An 18,310-nucleotide genomic window follows, 5' to 3' on the forward strand; every position below is an offset into this window, starting at 1 on the left:
CGCAGTACCATCGGGCCATGCCCTCTAACCCGGTCCTGGCCCGAAGTCCTCATCTGCACGGCCTGCCCGACTTCCCGTCGTTCACCGACGACTTCGTGCCCGCCTTCGAAGAGGCGATGGCCGAGCACCTGCGCGAGGTGGAGAAGATCGCCGGCGCCCGCGCCGAACCGACCTTCGCCAACACCATCGAGGCACTCGAACGCAGCGGGCAGGCGCTGGCGCGCGCAGCAGGCATCTTCTTCAACCTCACCGGTGCCGACACCAATCCCAAGCGCAATGCGATCGCCACCGAACTCGCACCGAAGCTCACCGCGCATGGCAACGCCATCGCGCTGCACGCCGGTTTGTTCGCCAGGATCGACACGTTGTTCCAGAACCGCGACGGACTCGGTCTCGACGAGCCATCGCTGCGTCTGCTCGAGCGGCGCCATCGCGACGCTATCCGCGCCGGGGCCGGTCTCGACGCCGACGGCCAGGCCCGGATGCGGCAGATCTCCGAACGCCTTGCCACCCTCACGACCGAGTTCGGTCAGCGAATACTGAACGACAGCAACGACTCTGCGGTGCTCGTCGACGACGTGGGCAAGCTCGCCGGTTTGTCCGACGGCCAGATCGCGGCTGCGCGTCGCGCCGCGCAGGACGCAGGACACGACACCGGTTACCTCCTCACCTTGGAATTGCCGTCGAGCCAATCCGCTCTCGCCGTGCTGGACGATCGCGACACGCGGATCCGGCTGTACGAGGCGTCGGTGAACCGCTGCTCGCGTGGCAACAACAACGACACCCGGGCACTCATTCTCGACATCGTCCGTCTTCGTGCCGAACGGGCACGACTACTGGGTTACCGCGACCACGCCGAGTACGTGATCGCGGAAGAGACCGCTCCGAGTCCGGAGGCCGTCGAAGAACTGCTGAGAGACCTCATCGCGTCGGCCATGCGGGCAGGTGGGCGCGAGCTCACCAGCATCACCGAGACCGTCGGCACCGACATCGGTCCGGCGGATCTCACGTATTGGCTTGCGCGGCAGGAAGAACAGCGTGCTGCGGTCTCGTTGAGCGGGCTGTCGGACTACCTCGAACTCGACAGCGCGCTTGCCAACGGAGTGTTCTACGCCGCCGGCCGACTCTATGGTCTGCGGTTCGTCGAGTTGGACAACGTGCCCACGTATCACCCTGATGTCCGCGTCTGGCAGGTGTTCGACCGCACCAACACCTCGATCGGATTGTTCCTCGGCGACTTCTTCGCCCGTCCGAGCAAGCGGGGTGGCGCCTGGATGAACAACTTCATCGATCAGAGCCTGCTCCTCGAGTCCCGTCCGGTGATCGTGAACGTACTCAATCTGACAAAACCCGATGAAGGTGAGAAGTGCCTGCTCACCATAGACCAGCTGACCACACTCTTCCACGAGTTCGGACACGCACTGCACGGCCTGCTGTCCGCGGTGCGGTACCCGTCGCAATCGGGAACATCGGTCCCTCGGGACTTCGTCGAGTTCCCGTCCCAGGTGAACGAGATGTGGGCGCTGCACCCAGAGGTGTTGCGACAGTATGCAAAACACCACGAGACCGGTCAACCCATCCCTGATGATCTCGCCGAGGCCGCCAGGGCAAGCGCGGACGTCGAGTCGGCGCACGGCACCATCGAGTATCTGGCGGCCGCGATCCTCGACATGGCCTGGCATCGGGTGACCGTCGAGGATGACATCGACGACGTCGAGGCCTTCGAGAAGGCGGCACTCGCCAAAGCCGGTGCCGCGGCCGACCTCATCCCGCCGCGATACCGCAGCGCCTACTTCAATCACATCTTCGGCGGCGGATATTCGGCCGGCTACTACTCCTACATCTGGTCCGAGGTCCTCGACGCCGAGACCGAACAGTGGTTCCTCTCCGGCGGTGGCCTGTCCTCGGATCTGGGTGCCCGGTTCGCCGAGACGACCCTTTCTCGGGGCGACAGCGTGGATCCCATTGCCGCACATCAGGAACTCCTGGGCCGTCCCGCCGAGATCGAACCCCTGCTGCGTCGGCGCGGTCTGCTACCGGCCTGACACCAGCACGCCCGCCGCGATCGCGGCCAGTGCCGACTCGGCGGCGCGTTCGGCATCGACCTTTTTCAGCGGCCTGGTCGAGGTGAGGAACTGATAGTAGAGCGGTGCTGACACCTGCCGGATCGCAGCTGCCGCGTCGGTGTCGGCGGGCGCTTCTCCACGGGCGATCCCGTCGAGTACACACGGTGCCCATTCGGCGACGCGCGTGTCGTAGAAATGCGCCAGTGCGTCAGCGGTGCGCGCGTCGCAGGTCGCTGCGGCGATGATTGCCTTGAACAGCGGACCTTGACGCTTGTCCGACAGGGTCTTTCGCACCAGTGCCGCATTGGCGTGCAGGTCGGCGGACAGGGTGCCGGTGTCTGCACGCGGCACGGATTCGGCGGCCATCTCCCGCAACAGATCTGCGACCAGGCCGGGCGCCGACCCCCAGCGGCGATACACGGTGGTCTTGCCGACACCGGCGCGAGTGGCCACGTCGGTGAGGTCGAGGCCGGCCAGGCCGGATTCGGCGAGTACATCTCCGGTCGCACGGAGAACCGAAGTGCGGACCGCCGCCGTTCGGCCACCGGGTCTGACCATTCCTGACTCAGTCATGTCATGAGTGTAACGGGAACACCGTTTCATTAACGGCGTTGTCGTGCTACCTTCGCTAAAGGGACAGAAGTTCCGTTAAGGAGGAGATCGTGGAGTATCGGCGCGTGGGCAATTCAGGACTGGTGGTGTCCGAACTGAGTTTCGGCGCAGGCACATTCGGTGGCGCGGGCGAACTCTTCGGAGCCTGGGGCGACACCGATGTCACCCAGGCCCGGAGAATCGTCGACGTGTGTGTGGAGGCGGGTATCACCCTCTTCGACACAGCAGACGTCTACTCCGCCGGAGCCTCGGAGGAGGTTCTGGGCGCGGCGATCGAAGGACGCCGCGACGATGTGCTCATCTCGACGAAGGCGAGCTTGCCGATGGGAGACGGGCCGTCCGACCACGGGTCGTCGCGATCGCGGTTGATCGGTGCCGTCGAGCGCGCACTCACGCGGCTGCGGACCGACCGGATCGATCTGTTCCAGCTGCACGCCTACGACGCGAGTACGCCGATCGACGAGGTGCTCAGCACCCTCGACCTCCTTCAGCAGCAGGGGAAGATCCGGTACACGGGTGTCTCGAACTTCTCGGGGTGGCAGTTGATGAAGTCGCTCGACATTGCTGAGCGCCAACGATATTCGCGGTACGTCGCGCATCAGGTCTACTACTCGCTGGTCGGTCGCGACTACGAATGGGAGCTGATGCCGCTTGCTGCCGAAGAAGGCGTAGGCGCCATCGTGTGGAGCCCCCTCGGCTGGGGCAGACTGACCGGCCGTATCCGACGTGGCGAACCCCTACCGGAAGGAAGCCGGTTGCACGCGACCGCTGATGCGGGCCCGCCCGTCGACGATGAGCTGCTCTTCGACGTCGTCGATGCGCTCGCCGACATTGCGTCCGAGACCGGGCACACTGTCGCGCAGGTCGCTCTGAACTGGTTGTTGCGCCGACCCACCGTCTCCTCGGTGATCGTGGGCGCTCGTAACGAGCAGCAGCTTCGCGACAACCTCGGCGCCGTGGGTTGGCGCCTCGACGCCGAACAGATCGCCCGGCTCGACGCGGTCAGTGTTCGCGAGGCGCCCTACCCCTACTTTCCGTATCACCGGCAGGAGGGGTTTGCCCGGCTCAACCCACCGATGGTCTGATCGCCCCGAGCTCTCCGATGATGTGGGGTTCTGGCGGTGCCCACCTGGCAGTTTCGTCGCCAGAACCGCACATCATCGGGGTCAGTTGGCGGGGATGAACATCCCGTGGCCCTGAGCTTCCTCGGCCCTGATCACGTGCATCACCGCATTGATCAACGCGAGGTGAGTGAAGGCCTGCGGGAAGTTGCCGAGCTGGCGGCCGGTGGTGGGCTCGATCTCTTCGGCGTAGAGCTTCAGCGGGCTCGCGAACGACAACAGACGCTCGCACAAGGCTTTTGCCCGCGGCAGCTCACCGATCTCCACCAGGGCGGACACCAGCCAGAAGGAACAGATCGTGAACGAGCCCTCTTCGCCGGACAAGCCGTCGTCTGTCTCCTCCACCCGGTACCGGAGCACCAGACCGTTCTCACTCAGCTCGTCGGCGATCGCGAGCACGGTGTTGCGCACGCGCGGGTCCTCGGCGGGCAGGAACCTCAGCAGCGGCACGAGCAGGAGAGAGGCGTCCAGGGCGTCGCTGCCGTAGCGCTGGGTGAAGATCCCGCGATCGTTGACCCCGAACTCGAGGATGTCGGCCTTGATCTCCTGAGCCTTCTCGGCCCACGTCTTGGCGTACGACGTCTCCCCGTGGATGGCAGCCAGTTTGGCCCCCCGATCGAGTGCGATCCAGCACATCACCTTCGACGAGGTGAAGTGCTGCGGTTCGCCACGCACCTCCCAGATCCCTCGGTCGGGCTGGCGCCAATGTTTGATGGCTTCTTCGACCTGCGCCTTCAACACCGGCCACAATGTCTCCGAGACGGTTTCGGTGGTCTTGGTGTTCAAGTACACCGAGTCGAGCATCGTGCCCCAGATGTCGTGTTGTGACTGGTTGTAGGCGCCGTTGCCGATCCGCACCGGGCGGGCCCCGTCATAACCGGACAAGTGATTGAGCTCGGATTCCTCGAGAGTTCGCTCGCCGCCCACCCCGTACATGACCTGGAGGGGATGGTGCTCGCCGTTTGTTGCTCCCGACACGTCGGCGATGAACGAGAAGAAATCGCCGGCCTCGCGGTCCAGGCCCAAGGTGTACAGGCCCCACAGGGCGAAGGTGGAGTCGCGAACCCACGCGTAGCGGTAGTCCCAATTGCGTTCGCCCTTGGGGGTTTCCGGCAACGACGTGGTCGCGGCGGCCAAGAGCGCGCCGGTGGGCGAGTAGGTGAGTCCTTTGAGGGTCAGAGCGCTGCGCTGCAGATGATTTCGCCACGGGTGGTCGGGGAAGCTGCCGACGTTGATCCATTGCCGCCAGGATTCGGAGGTCTCCCACATCATCTGGGCCGCATCTTCCCAGGTCTGTGGGGCCGGCGGACTACCCCAGCTCAGGGCGACGAAGATCTCGCTTCCCTCGGTCATCCGGGTGCGAGCCCGGGCCTCACGACCTTCGAGGCCGATCTTGAGATTGGTGGTGAGTTTGAGTGCCGGGAAGTCGCCGGTCACACCGGTCGCGGTGGCGATCGCCTCTCCGTACGCGGGCCCGGAGTACTCCCACTTCGTGCCACCCTTGTGGTAATCGAATGCCGGCTCGCAGCTCATCGCCAATTCGACGGTGCCGTTCACGCACCGCACGGTCCGCAGCAAGATGTGTTCGGCATCCCAGTCGGTAGGGGTTCGCTTGTGGGTGCGGGAGCGGGCATCGTTGTCGTGCCACGGTCCCATCACCAGTGCATCACGCACGATCAGCCAACCCGTGTCGGTCTGCCAGGTGGTCTCCACCATCAGGCTGCCCGGAAGGTACCGCCGGTCGACGGGCACGTTCACCCCGTAGGGGGCCAGTTTGAAATGCCCGGCACTACGGTCGAGCACTGCGCCGAACACACTGGGGGAGTCCGGCCGCGGAACGCACATCCACTCCACTGATCCGTTCCGGGCGATCAGGCAATTGGTCTCGCAATCCGACAAGAAGGCGTAGTCACCGATGGGTGGGAACGCAGATTGCACCACTGGTGCGGACTGATGGGGGGCCGCGCCACTGAGGGCCGAATGGCTCACATGCGGACGGGGGACCGCTGTGTTGCCGGTGAGGTCAGAGATGCTGCTGCCCTCGGTTGGGGTTGTCATCGCTCTATCATGCGGTTGCACGATGCCCCATGCCACCGATGCAGCGATACTCGTAGGGGCGAGCCGCACAGCGTCCGACTCCACCGAACACAGGCCTGGCCGATTTTGAATCACGGTGAACAAAAGTCGTCGGGCTAGGCTGTTGTGGTGGATGCGATGACAACGTGGTGGGACGGCGTCGAGGAGTGGCTGACGTCGTTGTCGTTCGTCCCCCAGATCCTTGTCTGCGCCGCGGTGGTCGTACCGTTGGCCATCGGCCTGTCTTATCTGATGAATTTGCTGGTAGACACCTCATTTCGGGTTGTCGACCGGCGCGAGTCCACCGAATCCGATTCCGGAGAACACTGATGCCTCGCTCGAAGGTCACGATGGCCCTGATCGGTTTGATCCTGTTGGTAGTGGTGGCCTGGTTGTTGCTCGGCTGAGCAGGGGCTCATCCGACCGTCTTTTGGTGCGTCTGTCGACCAATTCATCCTGCTAGTCTTCGGCCTATGTCTGCAGCCGTCGGTTACCGCGTACGCCATACCCTGGCGTTGTTCGCGGTCGATTACCGCTGCGTATTCGACGCGCTCTGTCGCTGAACACGTTTTCCAGGGGCTTTGCCCTGCGCTGATTCGACTCGAACACATCCGACCTGAAACAAGGGGACACAACCGTGCTTTTCCGTCTCTCCCGCCGAACGAGCACGCGAAGGCGCGCTCGGAGATCTTCGGCCGGGATTCTCACCATGCTGACGGTGTCCGCGCTGGTGCTCTCGGCCTGCGGTGGCGGTTCCACCGATGAGCCCGGCGGCCAGGACATCTCCAGCGGCTCACGGCACCTCAACCTCTTCGCGTACGCGGTGCCGAAGATCGGCTACGACGCGATCATCCCGGCCTTCCGCGACACCGAAGAGGGCAAGGGCATCGGCTTCTCGCAGTCGTACGGCGCGTCCGGCGACCAGTCACGTAAGGTCGCCCGCCGCGTTCCGGCCGATGTCGTCAACTTCTCCGTCGCACCCGACATCACCCGCCTGGTGAAAGAAGGGGTGGTGGACAAGGACTGGGCCGAGCAGTACCCCAACGGCAGTACACCGTTCGGTTCGGTGGTCGCGCTCGTGGTCCGCGAGGGAAACCCGAAGAACATCCGTACCTGGGACGACCTCCTCAAGCCAGGAGTCCAGGTGGTCACGCCGAACCCCGGTAGTTCGGGATCGGCCAAATGGAATCTGTTGGCACCGTTTGCCGCGAAGAGCAACGGGGGTCTGAACGAGCAAGCCGGGCTGGACTACGTGGCCGAACTCGTCCGCGACCACACCCGGGTGCAACCCAAGTCCGGACGTGAGGCGACCACCGCCTTCGAGCAGGGCCAAGGCGACGTACTGATCAGCTACGAGAACGAGGCGATCTTCCTCAAGAACCAGAACCCCACCGCCAAGCCGGGGCAGCGCGTCGACTACGTCATCCCACCCGAGACGTTCAAGATCGAGAACCCGGTCGCCGTGGTGAACTTCAGCAAGGAGAAGGAGGCGGCCAACGACTTCGTCAGCTACCTCTTCACACCACCGGCGCAACGACTCTGGGCGCAGCAGGGTTTCCGTCCCGTCGACCCTGTCGTCGTCGAGGAGACCAAGGATCTGTTCCCCGGTGTGATCACCAAACTGTGGACGATCAGCGAATTGGGCAAGGTCCTCGGCGAGGGCACTGCCGAGAAGAACAAGGGCAAAGACCTCAAAGGCTGGCCGGCAGTGGACAAAGCGCTGTTCGGCACCTCCGGGGCGATCACCGAGATCTACGACGCGGGAGGCAAGGTATGACCGCCACAGTGACGCCGTTGAAGCCACCCGCTTCCTCAGGTCCACCCAAGCGAGGATGGGGCAGCGTCGGGCCGCTCAGCATCGGAATTGCCGGTTTGTGGTTGAGCATCATCGTGCTCCTGCCGCTGGCCGCGATCACCAGTGAGGCATTCGACGACGGGTGGAGCGGATTCTGGGCCGCCGTCAGCGACGAAGGTGCGGTCGACGCCCTGAAGGTGACCGTCCTCGTCTCGCTGGTCGTCGCACTGATCAACGTGGTGATGGGCACCATCGTGGCCTGGGTGCTGGTCCGTGACGAGTTCCCGGGCAAGCAGATCGTCAATTCGCTCATCGACCTACCGTTCGCGCTCCCGACCATCGTCGCCAGCCTCGTGCTGCTCTCCCTGTACGGGCCGAGCAGTCCGATCGACATCGAACTCAACGCGACCCGCACGGCACTGGTGATCGCGCTGACCTTCGTAACGTTGCCGTTTGTCGTCCGTCAGGTGCAGCCCGTGCTGATCGAGATCGACAAAGAGGTCGAAGAAGCAGCCGCGTCTCTGGGCGCAGGCAACTGGACCATCTGGTGGCGGATCATTTTCCCGTCACTGGCTCCCGCGGTGCTCTCGGGTGCAGGTCTGGCCTTCACCCGCGCCATCGGCGAGTTCGGTTCGGTTGTGCTGATCGGAGGCAACATCCCCGGCGACACCCAGGTGGCGTCGCAATACATCCAGCAGCAACTCGAGATCGACTCACCGGTTGATGCCGCCGCGGTATCGGTGGCCCTGCTGCTGATCGCCTTTGTGGTGCTGCTTGTCCTGCGAGTACTCGGTCGCTGGACCTCGCGCCGTGAGGAGGCGAACTGATGAAGATCTCCAGATTCCCGCGACTCACCCTGCGTGTGATCGCATTGCTGTATCTCTTTGTGCTGCTGGTGGTTCCGGTGGCACTCATCTTCTACCGGTCGTTCGAGCACGGCATCGCACAGTTCTGGGACTGGATCACCACACCCGCAGCGATCTCCGCTCTGCAGCTGAGCTTGCTGATCGTTCTCATCGTGGTCCCGTTAAACGTGGTCTTCGGTGTCTTCACCGCCATGGCTCTGGTGCGAGGACGTTTTCGCGGTCGAGGCGTCGTCGAGGCCATCGTCGATCTGCCGTTTGCCGTCTCGCCCATCGTGGTCGGTGTCGCGCTGATCCTGTTGTGGGGGTACGGAGGCTGGTTCGGCGGTGTCGAGAGCCTCGGCTTCCGGGTGATCTTCGGGCTGCCCGGCATGGTGCTCGCAACCATCTTCGTCACATTGCCGTTTGTGGTGCGTGAGGTGGAACCGGTGTTGCGCGAGATCGGAACCGAGCAGGAGGAGGCCGCTGCGACGCTGGGGGCCAACGGCTGGCAGACGTTCTGGCGCATCACGTTGCCCGCCATCCGGTGGGGACTCTCCTACGGTGTGGTCCTGACGATCGCGCGCTCCCTCGGCGAGTTCGGCGCGGTGATCATCGTGTCGTCGAACCTGCCGGGCATCTCTCAGACCCTCACACTGCTGGTGTCGTCGCGGTACACCGACGACTACAACGAATACGGCGCCTACGCGGCGGCAACGCTGCTGATGATCATCGCCATCGTCGTCTTGCTGCTGATGACACTCGTGCAGCGGCGAACAGGAACCAATCAAATCGAGCGCCGACAGGCGAGCAACGAGTCCGACGCTGCCGCAGACCCGGCCGAGACAGCCCCGAAAACGCAGGAGAGTGAATTGGTATGACGATCTCGGTTATCGACGCGAACAAGCGTTATGGCGACTTCGCCGCCCTCGACAACGTGTCCATCGACATCCCCGTCGGCTCGCTGACAGCACTGCTCGGACCGTCCGGGTCGGGCAAGTCGACGCTTCTGCGCGCCATTGCAGGACTCGATCAGCTCGACTCGGGGACCGTGCTCATCAACGGGGACGATGTCACGCGGATCTCCCCGCAGCGACGCGACATCGGATTCGTGTTCCAGCACTACGCGGCCTTCAAGCACATGACGGTGCGGGACAACGTGGCGTTCGGGCTCAAGATCCGTAAGCGGCCCAAGAACGAGATCAAGGCGAAGGTCGACGAGCTGCTCGAGGTGGTGGGCTTAGCAGGTTTCCAGACCCGTTATCCGGCACAGCTTTCCGGCGGACAGCGACAGCGGATGGCGCTGGCGCGGGCTCTGGCCGTGGACCCCAAGGTGTTGTTGCTCGACGAGCCGTTCGGCGCACTCGACGCCAAGGTCCGTGAGGATCTGCGGGCATGGCTGCGCAGGCTTCATGACGAGGTCCAGGTGACCACCGTGCTGGTGACCCACGATCAGCAGGAGGCGCTCGACGTCGCCGATCGCATCGCGGTGCTGAACAAGGGACGCATCGAGCAGATCGGCTCACCGGCAGATCTCTATGACCGGCCGGACAACAAGTTCGTGATGTCGTTCCTCGGCTCGGTGGCGAAGCTGAACGGGGTACTCGTCCGGCCACACGACATCCGCGTCGGCCGCACCCCCGACCTCGCACTGGCGTCCGCAGACAAGAACGCGGCGGAGACCGGGGTACTCAAGGCGCGGGTCAAGCGCGTGGTGTACCTGGGATTCGAGGTGCGTGTCGAACTCGAGAACGCCGCCACGAACGAGGATTTCCACGCCCAGATCACCCGTGGTGACGCCGCGGCGCTGGGCCTGCGGGACGGCGACGACGTCTACGTCAGGGCCACCCGGGTGCCCGACGCTGCGCTCGCCTAACTGCGCGAACCCTCTGACGTGAAGACGACCCAGCCGTCCGGCTGGGTCGTTTTCTCGTCTGTACGGCCCTGGGCGAAAGTCAGGTGCTCACCAGGAACTCACCGATGAGCTCGGCGGTGCGCTGGGGCTGATCGAGCATGATCAAGACGTAGGCATCGTCGACCTCGGCAAGGGTGCCCTTGGGGAACAGATCGGCGAGCTGTTGCCCGTGCTCGCGCCGCATCACGTTGGTCTCCGGCGCCCAGATGATCAGCACCGGCCCCGCGAAGTCGCGCAGCTTCTCGGTTGCTGCGATCAGAGCTGCCTTGTCGAATCTCGTTCGGCAGTACGCCAATACGTCTCGGCGGACGTCGGCTGACGCCACCCCGGGATCGGTCCATAACGCGATGATGTCGTCCGGGATACGTTTCTTGGCCATCAACCCGAGGACCATCGGAGTCCGGCGTAAGAAGCTGTTGCGAAACTGGTGCAGCGCGAACAGGATTCCGCCCGGTATTGAGGTCGCGACCTTCACCACCTTGCCGGGGAACCCTGGCGGGAAGTTGTCGTACGCTTCGGCTGGGCAGATCACCAGGCGGGTGATCCGTTCACCGGACGTGAGCTCGGGCAGGAACAACGGGCCGCCCCAGTCGCTCAGGATCAGCGTCACCTGCTGCAGGTGCAGGGCCGCCAAGAACCCGGACAGGATGCCGACCATTCCGGGCATCGTCAGGTCGGCATCGAGATCCATCGGGATGCGATGGCCGCCCAATGGTAGTACCGGCAACAGGTACCGGAAACCGTCGGGCAGGAGTGGCAGCACCAGATCCCACTGGTGGTCGTTCATCAGCAATCCGTGGGTGAGCACCACGGGAGGGCCTTCTGGATCTCCGACCTCGCGATACTCGATGGTTCCTGCGCTCAGCTCCACTGTCTGCATGATGACCTCCCCGGTACTAGAGCAATCGTTCTAGAACGATTGCTCTAGTATGGGACGCGGAGGTGCTGATGGCAAGAGGGACGCGAGAAACGATCTTGACCACGGCGGTCGAACTGATGCGGGTGCACGGGTATGCGGCGCTGAGCATGAAGCAGATCGTCGCCGGTTCAGGCGCGCCGATCGGATCCATCTACCATCACTTTCCCGAGGGCAAGGCTCAGATCGCCCGCGAGGCACTGGTGAACGCGGGTGTCGCCTACGCCGCGATCATCCCGGCGGTCTTCGCCGATCAGGCCGACCTCGGCGACGGCATCAAAGCCGCGTTCGCTTTGGCTGCCGAGGACATCGAGCAGACCGGTTTTGCGAACATGTGTCCTGTGTCGACCGTTGCCGGTGAGGTCGCAAATGCCGACGAATCGCTCCGGTTGGCCGCAGCGTCGGTGTTCGGTGACTGGATCACGTTGGGAACGGCGTACTTCGAGAGTCGAGGCGTCGATCCGGACACGGCGAGGGAGGTCATCATCGCCGTCATCTGCGCGTTGGAGGGGGCCTTTGTGATGACCCGGACCCTGCGCGACACCGCGCCACTTCTCGCGGCCGGGGCGGCCTTGGCAGGTACTTACCATGGGGTGCCGCTGACTGAGAAGGCGGCGACCAAGCGTTCTATCTGAACGCTGAGAACGAAACCGGGGTGGCCATGGTCGCGTCGCGGAAGCGATCGCACACCACGTCGATCAGGTCGGGATGAGCCCCGATCGGGCCGGCTATCAACGACCCCGGCGCCAAGTGGTCCACGGCAGCGTCGACGCGCTCGGTCAGCAAACCGGCGGACAGGAAATACGGGCTGACAACAACACGCCGTGCACCGCCGCGCCGCAGACTCCGTAGAGCCTGATGCAGATCGCTGTGATCCCGGCCCAGTCGGGTCGCGAAGACCGTCTGCACCAACGGTGTTCCGAGCCGGACGGCGAGTTCTCCGGCGCGGGCCCGAACGGCCTCGTCGGCGGTGGGATCGCTGGATCCGACTGCGGTCAACACGACGCCATCGGTGGCGCGGATGCCCGCCTGGTCCAGCCGGCCGATCAGCGCGCTCACGATCCGGGGATCGTCTCCGAGCGGCGGCAACTGCCGGGCCTCGATGTCGGGATTGGCGGCGCAGGCGTCGGAGACGATCGCCGGAAGATCGACCTTGCTGTGGAAAGCGTTGGACAGCAGCAGGGGAGCGACCATCACCCGGCCAGTGCAGCCCGCCAGGACTTCGGCGACGCTCGGGGAATTGAGGTCGAGGTAGCCGAGGCGCACGTCGACCCCGGGGAGCCGGGTGCGGACACCGTGAGTGATCCGTTCCATGGTGGCCGCGAACCGGGGGTCACGGCTGCCATGGGCGGCGAGCACAAGTGTTGTCACACAAGTTCTTTCAGGTGCAGCTGCGACAGGGCGTCGCCCACCAGTCCGGCGCCGAGGGTGTTGCCGCCCTGCGGATCGATCAACAGGAAACTGCCGGTCTCGCGGTTGGTGTTGTAGTCATCGGCGCTGATCGGCTGTGCGGTCTGCACGGAGATCCGGCCGATCTGGTTGAGCTCCAGCGATTCGGGCTGATCGCGCAATACCAGTTCCTGCTCGTCGAACAGCACCTCGAGTTCGCCGACGATGGCCTGGGTGGTGCGGGCGCCGTGCTTGAGCAGCAGTCGCGCACCGGGGCGCAGAGCCTTGTCGCCGAGCCAGCAGACCGTGGCACTGAACTGCGAAATGGGTTCTGGCGCATCGGCGACTGCGGCGATCACGTCACCGCGGGAGACGTCGACGTCGTCCGCGAGGAGCACGGTCACGCTGCGCCCGGTGTGTGCGGACTGCAGGGAACCGTCCGCGGTGTCGATGCGTTCGACGGTGGTGCGGGTGCCCGAAGGCAAGACAACCACCTCGTCGCCGACGGTGACTCGTCCGGCGGCGACCTGACCGGCGTAGCCCCGGTAGTCGGGGTACTCAGGTGTGCGCGGCCGGATCACGTACTGAACGGGGAAGCGGAATCCGACCGGCTTGCGGTCGTCTTCGACGGGCACGGACTCGAGGTGATCGATCAGTGTCGGGCCGTCGTAGAAGGGCGTGTTCTCCGAACGCACGGCGACGTTGTCGCCGTGTAGCGCCGACACCGGGATCGAGACGACCCGATCGGCACTCCATCCGAGCGAGGTTGTCATGTCGGTGAACTGGGTCCGGATCTCGCCGAACACCTTTTCCGGGTCGTCGACCAGGTCGATCTTGTTGACTGCCAACACAAGTCGGGGCACGCCCAGCAAGGCCATCACCGCGGCGTGCCGACGGGTCTGCGAGATGACACCCTTGCGAGCGTCAACGAGCAGGATGACCAGGCCGGCAGTGGACGCGCCGGACACCGTGTTGCGGGTGTACTGCACATGCCCTGGGGTGTCGGCCAGCACAAACGAACGCGTCGGTGTGGCGAAGTAGCGATAGGCGACATCGATGGTGATGCCCTGCTCGCGCTCGGCGCGCAGACCGTCGACGAGCAGCGACAGATCCGGTTGATCGAGGCCCTTGTCGACCGAGGCGCGGGTGACCGCGTCGATCTGGTCGGCCAGAACGGATTTGGTGTCGTACAGCAGCCGGCCGACGAGGGTCGACTTGCCGTCGTCCACACTGCCGGCAGTGGCCAGACGCAGCAGATCAGGTGAAGCACTCATCAGAAATATCCCTCGCGCTTACGGTCTTCCATCGCGGCCTCCGAGACCCGGTCGTCGCCGCGGGTGGCACCACGTTCGGTCAGGCGCGATGCCGCGACCTCGGCCAGGACGGCCTCGTTGTCGGAGGCGTCGGACAACACGGCCCCGGTGGTCGATCCGTCGCCCACGGTCCGGTACCGGACCGAGAGCTTCTGGATCTCCTCACCGTCGGCGGGTCCGCCCCAGGGTCCGGGCGTCATCCACATGCCGTCACGGGAGTAGACCTCGCGCTCGTGCGCGTAATAGATCGAGGGGAGGAGCACCTGCTCGCGGGCGATGTACCGCCACACGTCCAGTTCGGTCCAGTTCGACAACGGGAACACCCGAACGTGCTCACCGGGTGCGTGCTTGCCGTTGTAGAGGTTCCACAGTTCGGGCCGCTGACGTTTGGGGTCCCACTGCCCGAAAGCGTTGCGGAGCGAGAAGATCCGCTCCTTGGCGCGAGAACGCTCCTCATCCCGGCGGGCACCACCGAACACGGCATCGAACCGGTTCTCGGTGATCGCATCGAGAAGGGGAACGGTCTGCAGCGGATTCCGGATGCCGTCAGGGCGTTCGGTGAGCCTGCCATCGGCCAGGTAGTCCTCGACCTTGGCGACGTGCAGGCGCAGGCTGTGCCGCTCCACCACATCGTCACGGAACTGCAGCACCTCGGGCAGGTTGTGCCCGGTGTCGACGTGCAGCAGCGAAAACGGCAGCGGCGCAGGCCAGAACGCCTTGAGCGCGACGTGCAGCAAAACGGTCGAGTCCTTGCCTCCGGAGAACAGGATCACCGGACGTTCGAACTCGCCGGCCACCTCCCGGAAGATGTGGATGGCCTCGGACTCGAGGGCGTCGAGTGTGGTGAACTCATCCGCGGTCTCGACGGGTAGTACGTCGGTGTTCTGGTCGATTGTCATGACGCGTGCAACCCGCATTCTGTCTTGGCCAGTCCGGCCCATCGGCCACTTCGGGGATCGGCGCCGTTGATCGGCTTGGTGGTGCAGGGAGCGCATCCGATCGACGGATATCCCTCGTCCACAAGAGGATTGACCAGCACGCCCTTGCGTTCGATGTAGTCCTGGAACTCGTCGTCGGTCCAGGCGGCGATCGGATTGATCTTCACCAACCCGAACGCCTCGTCGAAGGAGATCAGAGGCGCGTTGGCGCGGGTGGGGGACTCCACTCGGCGAATGCCGGTGACCCAGGCCCGGTATCCCGACAGCTCACGTTTGAGCGGCACCACCTTGCGCAACCGGCAGCACTCGCCGGGATTCGAGGCGAACAGGTTGCGTCCCACGACCGCATCCTGCTGGGCGACGCTCTGCTCGGCTTTGGCGTTCACGATCTCTACGCCGTAGACCTGTTCGACAGCGTCGCGGGTGCCGAGGGTCTCGGCGAAGTGATAGCCGGTGTCGAGAAACAGCACCTTGAGTTTGCTGCCGTTCAACTGCTCGGGGCTGACGGCGGATGCCGCAACGTCCACGAGCACCGCATCCTGCATGTTGGATGCGACGATGAACTCGGTGCCGAAAGTGTCTGCGGTCCAGCGCATCAGGTCGTGCGCAGAGGCATCCGGGCCCAGCAGTCCTGCACCTTCCGCCGCCAGATCGCGCAACTCCGCCTCACTGCGAACTGCGGTACTCATCGCAAATCCTCCTCGTCGGCGCGAATCGCCCACTGGGCGAAACGCTCACCGTCACTGCGTTGCTTCACAAAATTGCGGACCACGCGGTCCATGTAGTCACCGATCTCGCCGGAGAGCACCTTGTGCTGACGGAGCTTGCGGCCGAATGCCGAATCCTGACCGAGGCTGCCGCCGAGGTGAACCTGGAAGCCTTCCACGGTGTTGCCGTCGGCGTCCTCGACGAGCATGCCCTTGAATCCGATGTCGGCGATCTGGGCGCGGGCGCACGAGTTGGGGCAGCCGTTGATGTTCACCGTGATCGGGACATCGAGCTGGTCGTTGATGTCGGCGAGCCGTGACTCCAACTCGGGCACCAGCACCTGCGACCGTTTACGCGTCTCGGTGAACGACAACTTGCAGAACTCGATGCCCGAACATGCCATCAGGTTGCGCCGCCAAGGCGACGGCCTGGCGATCAGCCCGAGAGGTGCGAGTTCGGAGATGAGCTGCTCGACCTTGTCGTCGGCGACGTCGAGGACAACCAGCTTCTGGTACGGGGTGAAGCGGATGCGGTCGGAGCCGACCCGGGCTGCGGCATCGGCGACAGCGGTGAGCTTGGAGCCCGAGACGCGTCCGGCGATCGCCGCGAACCCGACGGAGTTGAGGCCGTTCTTCAGCTTCTGCACGCCCACGTGGTCGCGCGGTGCGGTGAGCGGGGCAGGCGCCGGTCCGTCGATCAGCTTGCGGCCCAGGTATTCGTCCTCGAGCACCTGGCGGAACTTCTCGATGCCCCAGTCCTTGAGCAGGTACTTCAGCCGGGCCTTGGTGCGCAGACGCCGGTATCCGTAGTCGCGGAACAGCGAGACCACGCCCTCCCAGACGTCCGGGACGTCGTCGAGTGCGACCCACGCACCGACCCGCTGCGCCAGCATCGGGTTGGTGGAGAGACCGCCGCCGACCCACAGGTCGAGGCCGGGACCGTGCTCGGGATGGTTGACGCCGATGAAGGCGACGTCGTTGATCTCGTGAGCGACGTCCTGCAGCCCGGAGATCGCCGTCTTGAACTTGCGGGGGAGGTTCGAGTACTTCGGGTCGCCGATGTACCGGCGGACGATCTCATCGATCGCGGGTGTGGGGTCGAGAATCTCGTCCACGGCCTCACCGGCGAGCGGGGACCCGAGGACCACGCGGGGGCAATCCCCGCATGCCTCGGTGGTCTTGAGGCCGACGGCCTCGAGTCGTTGCCAGATCTCGGGGACGTTCTCGATCTCGATCCAGTGGTACTGGACGTTCTCACGATCGGAGAGATCGGCTGTATCGCGGGCGAACTCGGTGGAGATCTGACCTATCGTGCGCAATTGCTCGGCAGTGAGTGCGCCGGCGTCGCAGCGGACCCGCATCATGAAATGGCGGGCCTCGAGGATGTCGATGTTGTCGTCGCCGGTCCAGGTGCCGTCATAGCCTTCGGCGCGCTGGGTGTAGAGACCCCACCAACGCAACCGGCCGCGCAGATCCTGCTTGTCGATCGAATCGAAGCCCTGCTTGGAATAGATGTTTTCGACGCGGGCGCGGACGTTGAGCGGATTGTCGTCCTTCTTGGCCTGCTCGTTGGGGTTGAGCGGCTCCCGGTATCCGAGTTTCCATTGGCCCTCGGCGCGGCGCTTCGTCGGACGTGCCCGCCGCGCCGGTTTGCCGGGGGCGTCTGCGGTCGACGTCATTGATTCTCCTGTCTGGCGGACTCCGGGCAGCATGCAGATCGGGGCTCGAGGCACCCGGGAGTCCTGCAAAGGCTTGGTACAAGGGAAGAGCGTGGCGCGGGCTTGTCACCATCTGCGGTCCGGGCTGTGGACCGTGGGTTGTGCCGCTTGTCAGTTAAGACAGAAAGCGCTGCATACGCGCTTGAGATCGATGTGCCGTCGCATCGCGAGCCACACCCCTTGAGAAGTCACGTCGCCCATAGTGCCACGGCCTTCCTCGATGCGTCTACTTGGGCTTACTTTGGCTCACTCTGAGCCGAAGTCCGTCGGCGCGGTCGACACCGACGTATTCAGGTGTCAACACCGGTCGAGCCGTGGTCATTCCTCTCCGACAGATTCTTTCTTCTTCGTCCTGCTCCACTGGACGGCCGCGACGATGACCTTGATGCCCACGCCGACGACGATCAGGTTGAGGACCATCTGTATCGCCACGATCGCGCGGGACAGATCGACGGCCGCGGTGATGTCGCCGAAGCCCACGGTCGCGAACACCGACAAGGTGAAATAGAGCGAGCTCATCCGGGACAGCGGCTCGTTGAACTGGGCAGGGTCATTGGCCGAGAGCAGAAAATATCCGAGGGAGAAGCCGAGCAGGTAAAGCGGGGCGATGATGGCAAGAGCCTCGATCGCCTGGACCGCGGGCGCCGGAGCCCGCAGGATCCGCCCGATCTGCCAGACGGCTGTGAGCGCAGCGACCACCAGGAACGCCGCCACGACCACCACTTCGCCCCAGCCGTCGAGCACCGTCCACGGCACCATGAAGTACGCGGCCAGATAAGCGACCACGATGCCGAAAGATCGCACCATCGCCCAGACGATCAGGCTTCTGGGCAGTTGGATGAAGTCGCCCGACCTATCGGGTCGTGTCATGGGTCTCGCCCCTCGCCGGTTGCGCTGAATTC

Annotated in this window: 18 protein-coding genes; 9 read left to right on the forward strand and 9 right to left on the reverse strand. The window is 64.5% G+C overall.

Going from position 1 to position 18,310, the window contains the following annotated elements; all coding sequences use genetic code 11:
- Positions 1 to 17 precede the first annotated feature (17 nt).
- Positions 18 to 2,045: a M3 family metallopeptidase gene (locus KXR83_RS14710; protein ID WP_437425453.1), complete on the forward strand. Its 2,028-nt coding sequence runs from the start codon at positions 18 to 20 to the stop codon at positions 2,043 to 2,045.
- Here the strand turns inward: KXR83_RS14710 and KXR83_RS14715 are convergent.
- On the reverse strand, positions 2,034 to 2,639 hold the full coding sequence (locus KXR83_RS14715; protein ID WP_437425454.1) for a TetR/AcrR family transcriptional regulator C-terminal ligand-binding domain-containing protein: 606 nt from the start codon (positions 2,637 to 2,639) through the stop codon (positions 2,034 to 2,036). The genes KXR83_RS14710 and KXR83_RS14715 overlap by 12 nt on opposite strands.
- Before the next feature lie 89 nt (positions 2,640 to 2,728).
- Here KXR83_RS14715 and KXR83_RS14720 point away from each other — a divergent pair, with 89 nt between their 5' ends.
- Entirely contained in the window at positions 2,729 to 3,763 is a 1,035-nt protein-coding gene (locus KXR83_RS14720; protein WP_437425455.1) for an aldo/keto reductase, read from the forward strand.
- Positions 3,764 to 3,844: 81 nt separating this feature from the next.
- Here the strand turns inward: KXR83_RS14720 and KXR83_RS14725 are convergent, their stop codons facing one another.
- Positions 3,845 to 5,857 (reverse strand): glycoside hydrolase family 15 protein, encoded by a 2,013-nt coding sequence (locus tag KXR83_RS14725; protein WP_437425456.1) that lies wholly within the window; start codon positions 5,855 to 5,857, stop codon positions 3,845 to 3,847.
- Positions 5,858 to 6,004: 147 nt separating this feature from the next.
- Here KXR83_RS14725 and KXR83_RS14730 point away from each other — a divergent pair, with 147 nt between their 5' ends.
- From KXR83_RS14730 to KXR83_RS14755, 6 genes are all read left to right on the forward strand, one after another.
- On the forward strand, positions 6,005 to 6,205 hold the full coding sequence (locus tag KXR83_RS14730) for a hypothetical protein (protein WP_197037973.1): 201 nt from the start codon (positions 6,005 to 6,007) through the stop codon (positions 6,203 to 6,205).
- A 143-nt stretch (positions 6,206 to 6,348) separates the two neighbouring features.
- A complete protein-coding gene (locus KXR83_RS14735; RefSeq protein ID WP_317615613.1) occupies positions 6,349 to 6,438 on the forward strand; it encodes an Ms4533A family Cys-rich leader peptide in 90 nt (29 codons plus the stop codon).
- A gap of 146 nt (positions 6,439 to 6,584) precedes the next feature.
- Positions 6,585 to 7,652 carry a sulfate ABC transporter substrate-binding protein gene (locus tag KXR83_RS14740; protein WP_437425457.1) on the forward strand — a complete coding sequence of 356 codons (1,068 nt, stop codon included), beginning with the start codon at positions 6,585 to 6,587 and terminating at the stop codon, positions 7,650 to 7,652.
- Positions 7,649 to 8,497, forward strand: a complete 849-nt coding sequence (gene cysT / locus KXR83_RS14745; protein ID WP_437425458.1) for a sulfate ABC transporter permease subunit CysT — start codon at positions 7,649 to 7,651, stop codon at positions 8,495 to 8,497. Before KXR83_RS14740 ends, cysT begins: the two co-directional genes overlap by 4 nt.
- Complete coding sequence (cysW, locus tag KXR83_RS14750) at positions 8,497 to 9,393, forward strand: sulfate ABC transporter permease subunit CysW (protein ID WP_437425459.1); 897 nt, start codon at positions 8,497 to 8,499, stop codon at positions 9,391 to 9,393. Before cysT ends, cysW begins: the two co-directional genes overlap by 1 nt.
- Positions 9,390 to 10,388 (forward strand): sulfate/molybdate ABC transporter ATP-binding protein, encoded by a 999-nt coding sequence (locus KXR83_RS14755; RefSeq protein WP_062799742.1) that lies wholly within the window; start codon positions 9,390 to 9,392, stop codon positions 10,386 to 10,388. Before cysW ends, KXR83_RS14755 begins: the two co-directional genes overlap by 4 nt.
- Positions 10,389 to 10,467: 79 nt before the next feature.
- On the opposite strand, the gene KXR83_RS14760 is transcribed toward KXR83_RS14755, so the two are convergent.
- On the reverse strand, positions 10,468 to 11,307 hold the full coding sequence (locus tag KXR83_RS14760; protein WP_437425460.1) for an alpha/beta fold hydrolase: 840 nt from the start codon (positions 11,305 to 11,307) through the stop codon (positions 10,468 to 10,470).
- Between the two features lie 68 nt (positions 11,308 to 11,375).
- On the opposite strand from KXR83_RS14760, the gene KXR83_RS14765 reads away from it, so the two are divergent.
- Positions 11,376 to 11,978: a TetR/AcrR family transcriptional regulator gene (locus KXR83_RS14765; protein ID WP_437425461.1), complete on the forward strand. Its 603-nt coding sequence runs from the start codon at positions 11,376 to 11,378 to the stop codon at positions 11,976 to 11,978.
- Here the strand turns inward: KXR83_RS14765 and KXR83_RS14770 are convergent.
- The 6 genes from KXR83_RS14770 to KXR83_RS14795 form a co-directional block, all read right to left on the reverse strand.
- Positions 11,971 to 12,714 (reverse strand): sirohydrochlorin chelatase, encoded by a 744-nt coding sequence (locus KXR83_RS14770; protein ID WP_437425462.1) that lies wholly within the window; start codon positions 12,712 to 12,714, stop codon positions 11,971 to 11,973. The genes KXR83_RS14765 and KXR83_RS14770 overlap by 8 nt on opposite strands.
- Entirely contained in the window at positions 12,711 to 14,006 is a 1,296-nt protein-coding gene (locus KXR83_RS14775) for a sulfate adenylyltransferase subunit 1 (RefSeq protein WP_437425463.1), read from the reverse strand. The genes KXR83_RS14770 and KXR83_RS14775 overlap by 4 nt, the downstream gene beginning before the upstream one ends.
- Positions 14,006 to 14,944 carry a sulfate adenylyltransferase subunit CysD gene (gene cysD / locus KXR83_RS14780; RefSeq protein WP_437425464.1) on the reverse strand — a complete coding sequence of 313 codons (939 nt, stop codon included), beginning with the start codon at positions 14,942 to 14,944 and terminating at the stop codon, positions 14,006 to 14,008. Before cysD ends, KXR83_RS14775 begins: the two co-directional genes overlap by 1 nt.
- Positions 14,941 to 15,672 (reverse strand): phosphoadenylyl-sulfate reductase, encoded by a 732-nt coding sequence (locus KXR83_RS14785; RefSeq protein ID WP_437425465.1) that lies wholly within the window; start codon positions 15,670 to 15,672, stop codon positions 14,941 to 14,943. The genes cysD and KXR83_RS14785 overlap by 4 nt, the downstream gene beginning before the upstream one ends.
- Entirely contained in the window at positions 15,669 to 17,369 is a 1,701-nt protein-coding gene (locus KXR83_RS14790; protein WP_437425466.1) for a nitrite/sulfite reductase, read from the reverse strand. Before KXR83_RS14790 ends, KXR83_RS14785 begins: the two co-directional genes overlap by 4 nt.
- Positions 17,370 to 17,726: 357 nt before the next feature.
- Positions 17,727 to 18,278: an ion channel gene (locus KXR83_RS14795; protein ID WP_437425467.1), complete on the reverse strand. Its 552-nt coding sequence runs from the start codon at positions 18,276 to 18,278 to the stop codon at positions 17,727 to 17,729.
- Positions 18,279 to 18,310: the final 32 nt, after the last annotated feature.

The organism is Williamsia muralis (assembly GCF_051487485.1).
GTDB classification, from domain to species: Bacteria; Actinomycetota; Actinomycetes; order Mycobacteriales; family Mycobacteriaceae; genus Williamsia; species Williamsia muralis_B.